15 protein-coding genes and 1 pseudogene are annotated in these 16,030 nt (G+C 65.7%); all 16 read left to right on the top strand.

The window, feature by feature from the left end; genetic code table 11:
• The first annotated feature begins 50 nt into the window (after nt 1–50).
• Complete coding sequence (locus DTS01S_RS04995; RefSeq protein WP_016447807.1) at nt 51–935, top strand: 2OG-Fe(II) oxygenase; 885 nt, start codon at nt 51–53, stop codon at nt 933–935.
• Nucleotides 936–1,090: 155 nt separating this feature from the next.
• Nucleotides 1,091–1,939 (top strand): NADPH-dependent 7-cyano-7-deazaguanine reductase QueF, encoded by an 849-nt coding sequence (gene queF, locus DTS01S_RS04990; RefSeq protein WP_016451166.1) that lies wholly within the window; start codon nt 1,091–1,093, stop codon nt 1,937–1,939.
• A 748-nt stretch (nt 1,940–2,687) separates the two neighbouring features.
• On the top strand, nt 2,688–2,954 hold the full coding sequence (locus DTS01S_RS04980) for a Flp family type IVb pilin (RefSeq protein ID WP_016447810.1): 267 nt from the start codon (nt 2,688–2,690) through the stop codon (nt 2,952–2,954).
• Between the two features lie 12 nt (nt 2,955–2,966).
• Nucleotides 2,967–4,454 (top strand): pilus assembly protein TadG-related protein, encoded by a 1,488-nt coding sequence (locus tag DTS01S_RS04975; RefSeq protein ID WP_061287414.1) that lies wholly within the window; start codon nt 2,967–2,969, stop codon nt 4,452–4,454.
• Entirely contained in the window at nt 4,451–5,263 is an 813-nt protein-coding gene (locus tag DTS01S_RS04970) for a S24/S26 family peptidase (RefSeq protein ID WP_061287413.1), read from the top strand. Before DTS01S_RS04975 ends, DTS01S_RS04970 begins: the two co-directional genes overlap by 4 nt.
• Before the next feature lie 14 nt (nt 5,264–5,277).
• Nucleotides 5,278–6,009, top strand: coding sequence for a hypothetical protein (locus tag DTS01S_RS04965; RefSeq protein WP_254787843.1), 732 nt, complete (start codon nt 5,278–5,280; stop codon nt 6,007–6,009).
• On the top strand, nt 6,006–6,185 hold the full coding sequence (locus DTS01S_RS04960; protein ID WP_061287411.1) for a hypothetical protein: 180 nt from the start codon (nt 6,006–6,008) through the stop codon (nt 6,183–6,185). Before DTS01S_RS04965 ends, DTS01S_RS04960 begins: the two co-directional genes overlap by 4 nt.
• A gap of 10 nt (nt 6,186–6,195) precedes the next feature.
• Nucleotides 6,196–7,212, top strand: coding sequence for a Flp pilus assembly protein CpaB (cpaB, locus tag DTS01S_RS04955; RefSeq protein WP_061287410.1), 1,017 nt, complete (start codon nt 6,196–6,198; stop codon nt 7,210–7,212).
• A gap of 51 nt (nt 7,213–7,263) precedes the next feature.
• Nucleotides 7,264–9,492: a pilus assembly protein N-terminal domain-containing protein gene (locus DTS01S_RS04950; RefSeq protein WP_254787841.1), complete on the top strand. Its 2,229-nt coding sequence runs from the start codon at nt 7,264–7,266 to the stop codon at nt 9,490–9,492.
• Entirely contained in the window at nt 9,489–11,228 is a 1,740-nt protein-coding gene (locus DTS01S_RS04945; protein WP_061287408.1) for an ATPase, T2SS/T4P/T4SS family, read from the top strand. The genes DTS01S_RS04950 and DTS01S_RS04945 overlap by 4 nt, the downstream gene beginning before the upstream one ends.
• The gene (locus DTS01S_RS04940) at nt 11,225–12,094 is read left to right on the top strand and encodes a type II secretion system F family protein (protein WP_016447818.1); all 870 of its coding nucleotides are present in this window, start codon (nt 11,225–11,227) and stop codon (nt 12,092–12,094) included. The genes DTS01S_RS04945 and DTS01S_RS04940 overlap by 4 nt, the downstream gene beginning before the upstream one ends.
• Before the next feature lie 10 nt (nt 12,095–12,104).
• Complete coding sequence (locus DTS01S_RS04935; protein ID WP_061287407.1) at nt 12,105–13,037, top strand: type II secretion system F family protein; 933 nt, start codon at nt 12,105–12,107, stop codon at nt 13,035–13,037.
• 5 nt (nt 13,038–13,042) lie between these two features.
• A complete protein-coding gene (locus tag DTS01S_RS04930) occupies nt 13,043–13,423 on the top strand; it encodes a DUF192 domain-containing protein (protein WP_223275333.1) in 381 nt (126 codons plus the stop codon).
• 157 nt (nt 13,424–13,580) lie between these two features.
• Nucleotides 13,581–14,744, top strand: a complete 1,164-nt coding sequence (locus DTS01S_RS04925; protein WP_016447821.1) for a hypothetical protein — start codon at nt 13,581–13,583, stop codon at nt 14,742–14,744.
• A 59-nt stretch (nt 14,745–14,803) separates the two neighbouring features.
• Complete coding sequence (locus tag DTS01S_RS04920; protein WP_061287406.1) at nt 14,804–15,724, top strand: TadE/TadG family type IV pilus assembly protein; 921 nt, start codon at nt 14,804–14,806, stop codon at nt 15,722–15,724.
• Nucleotides 15,724–16,030: pseudogene (locus DTS01S_RS04915) on the top strand (hypothetical protein); the annotation flags it as partial. The gene DTS01S_RS04920 and the pseudogene DTS01S_RS04915, both read left to right, overlap by 1 nt.

The raw sequence follows: 16,030 nt of genomic DNA, 5'->3' as shown, positions 1-16,030 counted from the left end.
CTCGATGCCTTTGGAGTCCATTCACTGCGGCAAGGGCCGCACTGCACGCCATGAGCCTCAAATCCTCACCAGATTCCCCGAGCACCGCGCAGGACCTGCCGGCGGGTCTCACGCCTGAACTCATGCAATGGGTACGCGACCAGCGCGCATCCGGCATAGGGCCTGCGGCCCTGCTGCGCTCCATGCGCGACGTGGGCTGGAGCGAAGAACTGGCCCGGCGGGCGTTGGACCTGCCCCACCAAGGCGAAGCGGCGCCACCGGCCGTCGTCGTCTCGGCCTCCTCGCTGCCCGAGCCGGACCTCTCCCAGGACCCCACCAGCATCGATGTCGGCGACCGCAAGGTCCAGGTACTGGTCAGCATGCGCAACCCGCGCATCGTGGTCTTCGGCAACCTGCTCTCGCATGAGGAGTGCGACGCCATCATCGCCGCCGCGCGTCCGCGCATGGCGCGCTCGCTCACCGTGGCCACGCAAAGCGGCGGTGAAGAGATCAATGACGACCGCACCAGCAACGGCATGTTCTTCCAGCGCGGGGAAACCGGCATCGTCCGCCAGCTGGAAGAACGCATCGCCCGCCTGCTGCGCTGGCCGCTGGACCACGGCGAAGGCCTGCAGGTGCTGCACTACGGCCCGGGCGCCGAGTACAAGCCCCACCACGACTACTTCGCGCCCGGCGAACCCGGCACGCCTACCATCCTCAAGCGCGGCGGCCAGCGCGTGGGCACCCTGGTCATCTACCTGAACGAGCCCGAGCGCGGCGGCGCCACCATCTTTCCCGAAGTGCCACTGCAAGTGGTTCCGCGCCGGGGCAACGCCGTCTTCTTCAGCTACGAACGCCCCGACCCCTCCACGCGTACCCTGCACGGCGGCGCGCCCGTGCTGGCCGGCGAAAAATGGATTGCCACCAAATGGCTGCGCGAACGCGAATTCCACTGAGCACCATCGGACCCGGGCGCACCCACCCTTATTGACCTTATATGGCCGCCCATGCCTGCGGGCATGGAAATTCAGTTAGCTTCAAAGCCTGGGTCCACGCGCTCCGCGCGGACCGTCCAGGCCTGACCAGCGCCGGCACGGCCGGCCCTTTTTCCATGAACACTCCCGAACAATCCCAGCTGGGCAAAAGCTCTGCCTACGTCGACCAGTACGCCCCCTCGCTGCTGTTCCCCCTGCCCCGCGCGCCCAAGCGCGAGGAAATCGGCATTCAGGGCAGCCAGATGCCCTTCTTCGGCGCCGACCTGTGGACGGCGTTCGAACTGTCCTGGCTCAACCTGCGCGGCAAGCCGCAGGTGGCGCTCGTGCATTTCACGATCCCCTGCGAGACCCCCAATCTCATCGAAAGCAAGTCGTTCAAGCTCTACCTCAACAGCTTCAACAACACCCGCCTGGCCGACGCGGCCGAAGTCCAGGCACGCCTTCGCACCGACCTGGCCGAAGCGCTATGGCGAGGCAGCGAGCAAAAGGGCAGCATCGGCGTGAAGATCATCGGCCTGGACCGCTTCGACCAGGAAATGGTGCAGGAACTGGACGGCCTGCTGCTGGACCGCCTGGACGTGGAATGCACGCAGTACCAGCCCGCCCCAGAGCTGCTGCACGCCAACCACGAGGAAGCGCCCGTCACCGAGACCCTCGTCAGCCACCTGCTCAAGAGCAACTGCCTGGTCACGGGCCAGCCCGACTGGGGCAGCGTGCAGATCCGCTACAGCGGCGCGCAGATCGACCAGGAAGGCCTGCTGCAATACCTGGTGAGCTTCCGCAACCACAACGAATTCCATGAGCAATGCGTGGAACGCATCTTCATGGACATCTGGACCCGCTGCCGCCCCATCAAGCTCTCGGTGTACGCACGCTACACGCGCCGTGGCGGCCTGGACATCAACCCATTCCGCACCAGCCATCCTGGCGCGCTGCCGGCCAACGTGCGCTCTGCACGGCAGTAAAAGAGGCGGCCGGCCATCCTCAGGCCGGCCGTCATTTCAAGCTTTTCACCGGCATGCCGACGCCGCAGCGGCATGCCCGCACTCCTGCCCATCGAGCCCCGCGCCCAGGCTCCTGTCGGCGGCCCGCACCTGAATTCTGAAAAATAGGAATCGTCCTGCATCGATTCAGATTGACTTTTCAGATCACCCAATTTGAGCCTATTTCGCCTCGATTTATCTGCCACGGATGGATCGTCGAAAACACGGAATTCACTAAATAGCTTGCTATTGAAATGACAGCAAAAATCTCCGTCGATGCATTCAGAAACATCGTCAGGAGTTGTCTTAGAGACAAGCGAGAAAAAAGTTCATAGGCTTGGCGGCACAAGAAATGACTTCAGGCAGCAATGAATCGCCGCCGGAAAGTCAGGCATAGGCAGGTGCCTTTTTCCTGCCAATGCCCCACGCAGAACTGTCCTGGCGCGCAGCGCCAAAGCGGCAGTCCACCGCCAACCTTGAGGGAGAGACCATCCATGCATCGCTTTCATTCAGCGCCTTGACGCAGTGCGCTGACGCCAAGGCCCTGTGCCTGGGCACGGCTGATTCCCTGCACATGCGCAATTCGGAAGAACCGCCAGCCACCGCTCTGGTGCCCGCTTATTCCTGAATTGCGTTTTCCCTTTTTCCCGTTTCCGTGATGCACGGCTGCAGCCCTGCGTCCGCCTGCTTACGTCCCTACAGATTCTTCCACCAGCACAGGAGCTTTTGCATGACCACCTTCAATACCTCACTTCAATCTCGCAAGCAACGCGGCCAGGGCATGACCGAGTACATCATCATCGTGGCCCTGATTGGCGTGGCCGCCATTGCCGTCTACCAGTACTTTGGCGAAACCATCCGCGCCCAGACTTCCGGCATTGCCAATGAAGTGGCCGGCAAGTCAGCCAAGAAGGCCATCCAGGCGGCAGAAGCTGCCGCCGGCAAGGCTGATGGAGAGCGCAAGGAAAAGGGCCTCGACGCCTACGAGAACAAGTAAGCGGGCCTGCCCATGCACACCATCACCACCCTGCGCGGCGGTCGGATACGGATACGGAGGCGGGACGGGCAACGCGGGCAGGCACTGATCTACGGCATCTTTGTCCTGATCGGCGCACTGGCCTCGCTGTTCTTTCTGTTCAACACCGGCCAGCTCTCCCAGGAAAAAACCAAGCTCGTCAGCACGGCCGATGCCGTGGCCTACAGCGCCGGCGTGATGCACGCGCGGGCGCTGAATTTCACGGCCTACGGCAATCGCGCCCTGATCGCCAACGAGGTGCTGGTGGCGCAGATGGTGAGCCTGTCCTCGTGGGCGCAATACGCCCAGACCCATGCGGAGAACCTGCCCACGCAGTTCCCCGAATGCAACGACCCCTATGGATACGGCGCAGCCATTGGGGCAGCGTTCAAATACGGCCCGGTGTATGCGCTCATGTGCTACGGCACCGTTCAGTATGCAGGCGAGTACATCCAGCGGATAGCCAAGACCGTGCCGCCGCTGGCCTCCGCCACAGTCTCTGCGGTGGAGGTCAACAAGCTGGCCATACAGCAGGCCCATAACCTGCTGCATCGCCCGCTTTACCTGCAGAGCATTCGCCGCAGCGTTATGCAGGCCGTGGCCCAGGCCAACTACGCGGGCGACGGCAGCGTGAAGGTGCTGCCCCTGGGCCCTGGCATCGCCGTGGCGCTGACTGACGACCTGGATGGATTTACCCAAAGCTATACCGGCAAGGACCGGGGCCGCATGGCAGAGCTGGCCGTGTATGCGGCCCATAGCGACAGATTCACCAAGGAACGCGTCTGGACGGCCGAGGCAGAAGTGCCCGGCCCAGACGAGATCTGCATTGCGAGAGAGCGCAAAAGCGAGGTGCGCCGACGCGGCGGCACCGAACTGGTCAACTACGACGAGTGGATCGCCGAAGACACCGAGTCCTTCTGGCGTGCCCAGCGAAGGGGTGGACTCATCCCACGCTGCCGGCTCAGGGAGGAGCCCATTGCCTGGGGCGAACAGCAGGCCCACCCCGACGACCTGGACCAGAATGACTCGTCCGCCTGGCTCGGAGGCTCCCGCAACAACAGAAGGGCCTCTGCCAGAGCCTCCTCCGCGCACTGGACCCACTACACCGGCCTGCCCAGCTACTACGACCTGAGCCAGCCGCAACTGGACAAGAACGACCCCACGCTGCGGTTCAGCGTGCGCCTGTCGCGGGCGCACAGCCAATTGCGCACCTCCGATAGCGCCAGCCAGATAACCAGCACTTCAGACAGCCGCATCAACGCCTATCAGAGCCAGGTCGCCCAAGGCGAAATGGTGGCCGTTGCCACGTCCGAAGTGTTCTTCGAACGCCCTCTGGCACAGCGTCAGAACCGCTATGGCGCAAGCCAGGGTCTCCCCCTGGAGCTGCCCAGCCTGTTCAACCCGTATTGGCAGGTGCGCCTGATCCACTCCCAACCCGATGTACTTGGCCAGCAGATGCGCCAGCGAGGGCAGATCCCATGAACCTCCTGAACCGCGCCCGCTACCCAAGGCGGCAGGCAGGCCAGGCCCTGGTCGAATTCCTGGCCATGGCAGCGCCCCTGCTGGGCCTGTTCCTGCTGATGCCCATGATCGGCAAGTACCAGGACATTGCCCATGCCACCCAGATAGCCAGCCGCTATGCGGCCTTCGATGCCACGGTGCACAACGACGCGGCAGGCAGCTCCAAGCAGCCTGACCAACTGGCAGCCGAAGTGCGCAGGCGCTACTTCAGCCGCCCCGATGCCCCCATCAAGACGGGCGACACGGCAGGTGATTTCGACGCGCACCGCAATCCGCTGTGGACGGACCCTGCAGGCAATCCGCTGATCCCGCGTTTTTCAACCATCTCGGTCAGCTTTGGCGAAAGCCAGTCCACAGCGCACAGCAATGCCTTCAAGGCCAGCAGGGACGGCGTGCCATTTCGCATAGTCCCCCTGGCCAGCCACACACAGCTTGACCTGCGCGCCCAGGGCATATACCGCGCCAACATCTCCGTGCCCCTGGCCAACCTGCCCGCAGGCATCCAAAGCTACACCCCCTTCGACCAACTGAACCTGCGCGTCACACGCCACACCAGCGTGCTTATCGAGCCCTGGGCCTCGCGCTCCGTGGAGCAGACCATGGATCGGTTCGGCCGGCTGGCGCCGCTCAACAGCCTGTTCTCCCCGGTGGAGACACTGCTGGATGTGGCCATACCGGTCTTCGAGTTGATGGAAGTGCCGGCCCCCAAGTTCGGACGCCTGGACCGGTGGCAGGACATCGTTCCGGCAGACAGGCTGAGGGCCGAATGATGACAACGGCCCGCATGCTCCGCTCCATCTGCCTGGGCCTGCTGACGCCAGGGCTCACCCATGCCTTGGCCCAGGCCAACTGGCCCGAGATCCCGCTGCCCGAACACGCCAGGAGCTACCACATCGGCCAGCAGATGGACCTGGACGGCCTGCCCATGCGGCTGACCGGCTTCGCCACCCGCAGCACACCCCGGCAGACCGGCGACTGGTTTGTTCGCACCCTGGGCCAGCCCCTGATGGACGACCAGCGCGATGGCCAGCGCATTCTGGGCCGCGCCCAGGGCGAGCACTACCTCACCATCCGACTGGAACCCGCCCCCGACGGCGGCACGCGTGGCCTTGTCGCTGTCACCCACCTGCGCGCAGCCTTGAGCGGCAAGGCCCGCAGCCAGGGGGAAAGAGCCCGATGGCGACGCCTGCTGCCAGCGGGAACCGAGATCGCCAGCCTGCTGAACACCCAGGACGGTGGCCAGCTGTCCACCCATCTCGTTGCTACGAACAGGCACGGCGAGGCGCTCAATGCGCAACGCCTCACTGCGGCGCTGCAGGAGCAGGGCTATGCGCTGGAACGCCGCTTCGACGCCGCCACAGACACCAAGGCCCACGCGTTCGGCTCTGAGACCGGCGCCATCACGGTGCTGATGCGCGGCCCGGGCAAAGAGGCGACGGCCGTCATTTCCCGCAATGCGCTGGGCCTCACCAGCATCGTTCTCGTCACCAGCGTGGCGGTGGAGACCGCGCCATGAAGATTGCCCATCGCCTGCGCGGCCAGTCCTCGGTGGAGTACGCCGTGGTCTGCGCGGCCCTGGCCTTCGCGCTGGGCGTCGGCATGGTGGACAGCAACAGCGTGCTGCACCAGTTGCTGCTCGCCCTGCAGGCTGCCTACCAGAAGTTCAGCTTCGCCCTCTCCCTGCCCATTTGACCCGTCAGCCATGAACTCCGCACTCGCCCGAATCACCGCCCTGCGTCCCAACAAAACCTGGGTCGCTCTTGCCATGGCCCTGGCCATCGGCCTGGGCGCAGCCGTCATTGCACGCAGTTACCTGCATCGCCAGATGGAGGCCATAGAAGCGCGCGGAAAAAGCAAAACCCGGCCGCTGATCGTTGCCAAGCGCAATCTCAGCAAAGGCGAGCCCATATCCAAGGAGACCATTGCCGTGCGCGACGTTCCCCACGACTACGCGCACTCGCTGGCCATCGGCCCCGAGGATTTTTCCCGCATTGCAGGCCGCGCGCTGGAGCATGGCATGCAGCACGGCGACATCCTGCTGTGGAACCTGCTCGAAGGCGACAAGGTGCCGACCTTCTCGGCCCGCATCGAGGTAGGGCGGCGCGCCATCACCGTGCATGTGGACGAGATCAACTCCATCTCGGGCCTGCTGGAGCCGGGGGATGCCATCGACCTGATGCTCACCCTGGATCAGAAAGGCCGCAAGACCACCTTTCCACTGCTGCAGAACGTCCAGGTCATGGCCACCGGCCAGCGGTCCGTGGATGACCCCAGAAGCGGTGAGCGGCGCCAGTACTCCACGGTCACGCTGGACACCTCCAAGGCGCAGGCCCGCAGCGTGATCATCGCGCGAGAGGCGGGAAAGATCACCGCCTTGCTGCGCAATCCCAAGGACTCGGAGGTTGTCGAAGAAGACAGCGCTGCCATGGCCGCCCTGCTGGGCCTGGCAGGCGACGTGCAGTCCCTGATTCAGACAGCGGGCGCAGCGCAATCACCGGGCCGAGCCGTTCCCGTGCTCTATGGCGGACGCCGCATGGACTTCAAGCCCGAAGACCTGCTGCTGCGCCAGGACAAGGCCCACGATGCCGGCGAAGGCCCGCCCGAGGCAGCCGCAGCCCCCACGCCTGTGCAGCCAGCCCCGCAAGCCGCACTGCAACCAGGCCAGGCTCCTCTTTTCCCTGCGTCCTTCCCGATCCAGCCAAGCGCGTTGCCTCGCTGAAGGCGTCTCACCCGCTCCTGCCTTTTTCATCGCTCCATGCGCCTGATCCCAATGTCCATCCGTTCAGCCCACACTGCATCCCTGTCCGCCCGCTCCAGTCCAACGCCCTTACTGCAGGCCTTGCGCTGCGGCTTCGTGCTGACCCTGGGCTGGAGCCTGGCCGGCCCGGCAACAGCCCAGATACCAGAGGATGCAACAAGCTCTGCGCAGTCCCTAGGCATGCCGGGTGGATTCGCGCCCATGCTGCAGGGCGTGCCCAGCCGCGAGGCAGCGGCGGGCCAGCCGTACCGCCCCATACAGAAACCGGACGACCAGGCTCAGGTGCCGGAAATCGAGATGTTCGTGGGCGAATCGCGCGTCTTCCCCAGCCCCGGCGTGGCGCGCATTGCCGTGGGCAATGGCCGGGTGCTGACGGCCGCCGCGCTGGACGAGCGCGAGGTCATCATCTTCGCCAACGAGATCGGCACCTCCTCGCTGTTCGTGTGGAACGCCGACGGCCGATATCAGCGCGTCAAGATCCATGTGGTGCGCGGCGACACAAGCCGCCATGCGCGCGAGATCGCAGCCTTTCTCAGCACCATCCCCAACGCGCGGGCCTCCATCATTGGAGACAAGGTGGTGGTCGAAGGGGACCATCTCAGCGATGTCGATCTCAAGAAGATCGAAGACCTCAGAAAGCACTACCCGCAGATCATCAACTTCACCAACCAGATCGGCTGGGAGCAGATGGTGCTCATGGACGTGAAGGTGGTCGAATTCCCGGTCAATGAGCTGCGCGAATTCGGCTTGCGCTGGACCGCCCAGGGCGGGGCCAGCGTGGGAGGCATCTGGTCGCCGGCGCGGCGCGGCCATCAGCCCGGTCTGGTCATCGGCGTCCAGAACCCACCGATCACCCCGGAAAGCGGTGACAAAGGCCCGCTGCCCCGAGGCCTGAACGTCCTCACCGCCGTCAACATGGGCCTGACAGCCAGGCTGGACCTGCTGGCCCGCGACGGAAAGGCCAGCATTCTTGCCCAGCCCCAGCTGTCGGCGCGCAATGGCTCCAAGGCCGAGTTCCTGGCCGGTGGCGAATATCCGTACTCCGTGGCCACGATCTACGGCCCCGTGGTCATGTTCAAGCCCTACGGCGTCAAGCTGCGCATCACGCCGCGCGTGGACCGCAACGGCGTCATCAGGGCCGAGATCGACAGCGAGGTCAGCAACATCGACCCATCGTTCTCCACGCCCTCGGGGCCCGGGTTGAGCACTCGGCGCACCTTCACCGAATTCAACGTCCAGGACGGCGAGACCATGGTGCTGGCCGGCTTGCTGTCGCGCAAGGGTGGCGACAACGTCGACAAGGTTCCCTTCCTGGGAGACCTGCCCGTGCTGGGTGCCCTGTTCCGGTCCCAGCGATTCCAGAACGAAGAGACCGAATTGGTGGTCTTCGTCACGCCCACGGTGATCAACAGCCGATCGCCGGGCCTGCTGCAGCGCGTGGAAGACGCCGGTGCGCGCCTGGGCCAGCGCTACGGTCCCCAGCCCTACCTGACCGAACCCGGCCCTGCGCCCGAGCATCCTCCCCGGCTGGTGCCCCTGCCTGTGGCCAGCGCAAGCGCCAGCATCGCGGCGCCTGTGCAGGAACTCCCCGCGCCAGTGCGGCCCCTGCCCGCACCGGCCACCGCGACCCTGCCCGAACACTGGCCCGCCCTGCCGCACACCGGCAACCCGCTGGCCTCCGCGGCAGCAGCGGACCAGCCGCTGGTCAACCACTGGCGCGTGGTGCATGACGGGCTGGCCTTGCATGCCGAACCTCGGGCGCAAAGCGACACCCTGCTGCAACTGGGCCAAGGCAGTTTCGTGCGTGCCGCACCCGGTTCATCTGCCGCCCACAACCCGCACTCCGGCTGGCGCGCGGTGGCGGTCGCAGCCCTGACGGGCTGGGTGCGCGATGAAAGCCTGCAGCCCGTCGCGCACGTTCCCGGCATGAAGCCCGCACCCGACGGACCCCATGCGCGCCAGGCGCGGCAAGGCCGGGCTCTCACGCCCCATGAATCCGGCGCCACCACGGGCCACTCCGCACCAGGCACCTACCGTGTGGGCCTTGATCGGCTTGCCCTTCGCGTGTCCCCCGACATCAACGCCCCCGTCCTCCAGAACCTGCCCGTGGGCAGCCTTGTGCAGGTGCTGCCCCAGGCCCCGCAGGCCCAGTTCTCGGCCGTGCGCATCAATGACCGGCTGGGCTGGGCCGAGACCCAGTGGCTTTCTCCCCTGACCTCCGCAACCGGCAGCCCCCCATGATCGACCTTGAAATCATCCACCCCGACGGCCGGCACCAGCCGTTGAGCGTGCCCGATATGTGCTCCATCGGCAAAGGCTCCCAGTGCGAAGTCCGCCTGGACAACTGGCGCCTTGCCAAGGAGCATGCACGCCTTTTCACCAGCCCCTCGGGCGTGCTGATCGACGACGCAGGCAGCTTCGGCGGCGTGCTGGTCAACGGTCAGCGCATCACCGCCCAATACGGCCCGCTGCAAAACGGCGACCTCATCGGCATTGGCCCGTTCCAGTTGCGCATCCTGAACAGCGGTGAAGAGCCGCAAGCCGCGCCTTTTCCTGTACCGGCCGCAGCGCCCATGCAGAGCACACAGGACACGGCGCTGGCAGCGCCTGCCGACGCGCCCGAGCCTGCGGCAGCCGAGCCCGGGGACGCCCACTTTCAGGCGCTGCAATTCGAATGGCGCAAGCGCCTGCACACCAAGCTCATCGACACCATGGACCTGCGCCGCCATGACGTCTCCAGCATGTCCGACGAACACCTGCGCGCCGAGGCGGACCGGCTCATCGCCAGAACGCTGCAGGACATGGACGACGAGATACCGGCCCAGCTGGACCGCAACGCGCTGCGCAGGCAGGTTCTGGACGAGGCCGTGGGGCTGGGGCCGCTGGAGGAATTGCTGGCCGACGAAACGGTCAGCGAAATCATGGTCAACCGCTTCGACGAAATCTATGTCGAGCGCGCGGGGCGCCTGCAAAAGCATGCCCTGAGCTTCACCAGCGATCGCGCCGTCATGGGCGTGATCGAGCGCATCGTGGCACCGCTGGGCCGGCGCATCGACGAATCCTCGCCCATGGTCGATGCACGGCTCAAGGACGGCTCGCGCGTCAACGCCATCATCGCGCCGCTGGCGCTCAAGGGCTCCACGCTGACCATCCGCAAGTTCGCCAGGCGCAAGCTCAATGCCGCCGACCTTGTGCAGTTCGGCGCGCTCAGCCCGGCCATGGCCGACTTCCTGCGCATCTGCGTGGAGGCCCGCAAGAACATCATCGTCTCGGGCGGCACGGGGTCTGGCAAGACCACGCTGCTCAACATCCTGTCCAACTTCATCCCGTCCGGCGAACGCGTGATCACCGTCGAGGACGCCGCCGAACTCAAGCTGGCCCACGAGCACCTGATCAGCCTGGAGTCGCGCCCCGCGAATGTCGAAGGCAAGGGCGGCGTGCCCATCCGAGAACTGGTGCGCAACACCCTGCGCATGCGCCCGGACCGCATCGTGGTCGGCGAATGCCGCGGCGCCGAGGCGCTGGACATGCTCCAGGCCATGAACACGGGCCATGAGGGATCTCTGACCACGCTGCACGCCAACACCCCGCGAGACGGGCTCGCCCGGCTGGAGACCATGGTGCTGATGGCCGGCATGGAACTGCCCTTGGCGGCCATACGCGAGCAGATCGCCAGCGCCGTGGACATCATCGTGCAGCAGACCCGCTTTGCCTGCGGCACACGCCTGGTCACCCACATCTGCGAAGTCAGCGGCATGGAAAGCGGAAAGATCCAGCTGCAGGAGCTGTTCCGCTTTGCCAACAAAGGCTATGCCGCCCAGGCCAACGGCCTGGCCAAGGTGCAGGGCCTGTTCACCGGCTGCGATGTCGTTCCCCACTTCTACGACGAACTGCGCGCCAGCGGCCATGCGCTGGACCTGGATATCTTCCGTCCGGGCTCCGAGAGCGCGGACCTGCATGCCGGAGAGCGGCCATGAGCGGGCTCTCGCCAGACACCGTCCTGGCCCTGATCACGGCCGTGGTCGCCCTCTGCGTCGGTCTGCTGACATGGCTGGCCTTGGACCTGGGTGGCTCCACGCTCAGGCGCTACCGGGCCGGCTTCACGGAGCGCGCCGGCTTTCAGGCCGCGGAATTCTTCCTCTTCATCGACCCGCGCAAACTCTTCCTGGCCAACCTGGCAGTCATGTCGCTGGGCGGCGTGCTGGTGTGGCTGGTCAGCGGCAGCCATCTGCTGGCTGTGCCCGCCTTCTTCGCGCTGGGGCTGCTGCCCCGGCTGCTGTACCGGCACATGCGCAAGCGCCGGCTGCGCAAGTTTGAAGAGCAGTTGCCCGATGCGCTGATGATGCTCAGCGGCGGCCTGCGCGCCGGCATTGGCCTGAGCAGCGCCATCGCCCAGCTTGTGGCCGAGTCCCGCCCGCCGCTGAGCCAGGAGTTCTCGCTGATGCTGCGCGAGCAGCGCCTGGGCGTATCCCTGGAACAGGCACTCAATCACCTGAGCCTGCGCGTGCCCACCCAGAGCACCGTGCTCATCACCTCGGCCATGCGCATCGCCAGCGAAACCGGAGGCGGCCTGGCCGAGACCATGGAACGCACGGCCTCCACCGTGCGCAGCCGGCTGCAAATGGAAGCCAAGATCGGCTCCCTCACCGCCCAGGGAAAACTGCAGGCCTGGGTCGTCGGCGCCCTGCCCCTCGTCCTCATGCTCATCCTCGACCGGATGGAGCCGCAAGCCATGTCCATGCTCTGGCACTCCCGCGTGGGCTGGGGGGCGCTGGCCGTGATCGCCTGCTTCGAGGCCATGGGCATCTATGTCATCCGAAAGATCGTCGCCATCGACGTCTGAAGGCCGCACCATGGACTCCAACACCGTGATACTCGCCCTGATCGCTGTGGCAGCCGGACTCAGTGCTGCCCTGGTGGCCTGGCTCCTGGGCCACTCGATGAGCAGCGTTCCCGCCGAGGACCGCAGCTACAAGGATCCGCCGCCACTGGCCCTGCGCATGGTCTGGTGGCCCATCCAGTGGATCAGCCACCACCTGTCGCCCCGGCTCGGAACGGGCAGAACCGCGCAAGCCGTGCAATTGCGGTTGCGACAGGCGGGACTGGACTATGCGCTCAGTCCTGCGCAGTTCATCGCCAGCCGCATCGTCGGCGCCGGGGTGGCCGCGCTGGCGGCCTGGTGGCTGGTCTCCAGCTTCGACGGCCTGTCCCGGGGCGCCGATGGCGGTGCGCGCCACATCGCCCTGCCCATCTATCTGCAGGCCATGGCCGCAGGCGCACTGCTGGGCTGGGCCTACCCCGCCATCTGGCTCAGGGATCGCATCGCCGTGCGCCGGCGCGAACTGCTGCGCATGCTGCCCTTCTTCCTGGACATCATCACGCTGTGCGTGGAAGCCGGCCTGAACATGCAGGGCGCCATGACCCAGGCCGTGGCCAAAGGCCCCCAGGGACTGGTGCGCGACGAATTCCAGCGCGTGCTGCGCGATATACGCGCCGGCAAGGCGCGTGCCGAAGCACTGCGCGGCATGGCCGAGCGCCTGAACGAGCCGAGCGTCGCCAACTTCACCTCCGCCGTGATCCAGGCAGAGAGCATGGGCATGAACCTCGGCCCCGTGCTGCGGGCACAGGCCGATCAGCGCCGCTCCGAACGCTTCATGCGCGCGGAAAAACTCGCGATGGAAGCGCCCGTGAAGATGCTCTTTCCGCTGATCGCCTTCATCTTTCCCTGCACCTTCATCGTCTTGCTGTTCCCCATAGCGATGAAGCTGTTGAACTCGGGACTGTGATGCAGATGCCGCCCTCCCCCTTCCTGGTGCGCCAGGCCTGCGGCTTCTGGCAGCGCCTTGCCGGCCTCATGGGCCAGGCCCAACCCGCCGCCCGCTGCGCATTGCTCATCGCGCGCTGCACCAGCGTGCACACCTGCTTCATGCGGCAGGCCATCGACATCGTCTACCTCGATCGGCAGGGCCGCATCACCGGCCTGCGTCCAGGCGTTGCGCCCTGGCGCCTCAGCCGGGGCGAACGCGGCAGCAGGCATGTGCTGGAGATGCGTGCAGGTGCCATCGCCTGCCAGGGCCTGGTGTCGGGCATGCAGTTGCAGCCCTGGCCCATCGAAGGTGCCGGGGCTGCGCTGAACGTCTGCGCCTTCACCCCTGACGGGTCCAACTCCTAATGCAACGCCGCGGAGGTGCCCACACAACGCATTGCCCAGAACACACCAAAGTGAATTGCCAGCCGGCCCTGCCGGCCTTCCTCCACTACGCATTGAAAAACCGACGGACATGCACCATCCATCCATCACCTCTCCCACAGACCACGGTGCCACGCACATGCGGCTGACACACCCTTCATCCTGGCTACTGGCCTGCGCCGCTGGTCTGGCCCTGACCGCCTGCGGTGGCGGCTCCGGCAACGAAGGCGGCGCGGGAGACCCAGGCCCCGGAGGCACCGCCAGTTCCGGCGTCTTCATCGCCCCCTCAGGCCCGCTGTGCACCAAACTCAGCAGCACGGGCAGCTGTCTGCAACCCACCTCATCGGCCATTGAGGAGTCTGACCTGATCAAACTCATCACCGATCCCGATGCACAAACGTCGTTGATCGATTTCAGCGGCATGGGTGTGATCCACAACACCACACTCACCTATAGCCAGCAGCCGGGCCAGGCCATCGAAAGCAGTTTCATCTACAGCTCCTACGGCATGGCAAGGCGCGACTTCCAGGTAGGGCGCAACACCTTCATCGTGCAGGGCAGGCAGTACCCGCAAGTCACGCACTACCCGGAGGCGGGCCAGAGCCACTACAAGAACATCAGCGGCGATGCAGGCGTCATCTTCCTCGTAGGACCACCGGACCAGCACGAGGAAGGCATCTGGGGCACCACCTTCTCGGAAGGCCAGAACCTCAGCATGGTCGGCCGCATGCCCAACATGCGCAGCGAAAACACCAACTGGATTTCCGCCATCAGACTGCTCACCGACCAGAGCCAGGCGCCGAGCGAGCCGACCGTGACCTATATCGGCAGTGTCAGCACGCTGGCCGGCACGGCACAACGGCTGGACCCGTACACCACCGACATACTGGACACCGGCGTCAACTACGAGGCGGAATTCAATACGGCCACGGGCAAGCTCACTGGCGTAAAGATCGACTACACAGACCCCAAAAGCCAGAGGCGCACAGTGATGGAAGTGCCAGAGCTGACGTTTGTGAACTCGCAGTTGATCCCTGACTCGCGCAGCCAACGCATCAACGTCGTGCTGGAAGGCCCTGCGAGCGACGTCCGCGCAGATGCTCCACGGCCCGACACACCCCTCACCCGGCAGGACTACACCCTCGATGGCCTCGAAGGCGAAATCACCGGCAAGCAGGCCGAGATCATCCACATCCTCGGCGCCGGCCCCCAGGGCACCATGCAATTGATGCTGATGCGCAAGGACAAGGCCGGACCGGACGTGCCCATCCACATCCCCCTGCCACACCCAAACAGGCCCTGAAGCATGGCCAGCGGGTGGATACAAGCCCGTCCGCTGGCCGCAAACCTGCAGGCATCCTCATGCGCCAGAGCACCTCATTCCGCAGGCCGCGCCAGCGCGGCAGCGCCATGGTCGAGTTCACCGTGGTCGGCCCCATCATCACCCTGCTGGGGCTGGCCCTGCTGCAGTACGGCCTGGTTTTCTTCAACAAGAACCAGATCAATCACGCCAGCTTCATGGCCGCCCGCGCGGGCACCATGGCCCATGCGCGCATGGACGATATCCGTGACGCCTATCTGCGCGCCATGGTTCCGCTGTATGGCGGTGGCAGCAACAGCACCGAACTGGCGGATGCCAAGGCCAAGGCCAAGGCCGACCTTAAAGACCACCTGCGCATCGACCTCATCAACCCCACGCGCGAGAGCTTCGAGGACTGGAGCGAGCCCCACCTGAAAGAGAAATATGGCGTGCCCGCCATCCCCAACGCCGGCCTGGCGCACCGGGACAAAAAAGACATTGGCAGCAAGTCGGGCCAGAGCGTGCAGGACGCCAACCTGCTCAAGATCCGCGTCACCCACGGCTACGAACTCAAGATCCCGCTGGTGCGCGGCATCTACCAGCACTACCTGCGCTGGCTGGACGACGGAAGCGACCCCTTCCACACCGAACTCATCCAGCACGGTCGACTGCCCATCGTCGCGCAGGCCACCTTGCACATGCAAAGCGACGCTATGGAAAGCGATGCCACGGTATCCATCCCCGACACAGGCAACAAGGGCAATCCGCAGGACCCAGGCCAGCCCGATACATCGGAACCCGGTGAACCGCCCGATTGCGAAACCGTGGGCTGCACCACGGTCGGGCCGCCGGGGCCGGGCGATGAGGGCGATGAAGACGACGGCGGCGATGGCACCGGAGATGGAGGAGATGGAGGCAATGGAGATGGAAACGACAACGACTGTAAAGGGGCTGACTGCCCCAACTGCACGGGAGACGCATGATGTTGAATAGACCCCATCTCACCCCCCTGCTGGGCAGCGCCCTGCTGTGCATCGCCTCACTGCTGGCCCAGGCCTCCCCCGCAGCCGCCGCCCCCAACCTGGGCGGCGGCTCCAGCAAATGCGACCCCACCGTGCAAAGCTGCGCCCCCGGCACGGGCGGCGGCATCGACCTCGGCGGTGGCGGTGGCGGCTCGGGCGGCGGCACCTGCACCCCCACGCCCGGCGGCAGCCCCTGCGGCGGCGCCGGCCCCGCCACCCAGGGCAACTCCAGCAGCACCCACCAGGGCGCAGGCAACCCCATCCACC

It is taken from the genome of Delftia tsuruhatensis NBRC 16741, from assembly GCF_001571325.1.
GTDB classification, from domain to species: Bacteria; Pseudomonadota; Gammaproteobacteria; order Burkholderiales; family Burkholderiaceae_C; genus Comamonas; species Comamonas tsuruhatensis.
Note: the sequence above shows the minus strand (reverse complement) of the source record. Positions and strands in the feature narration are given on the sequence as shown.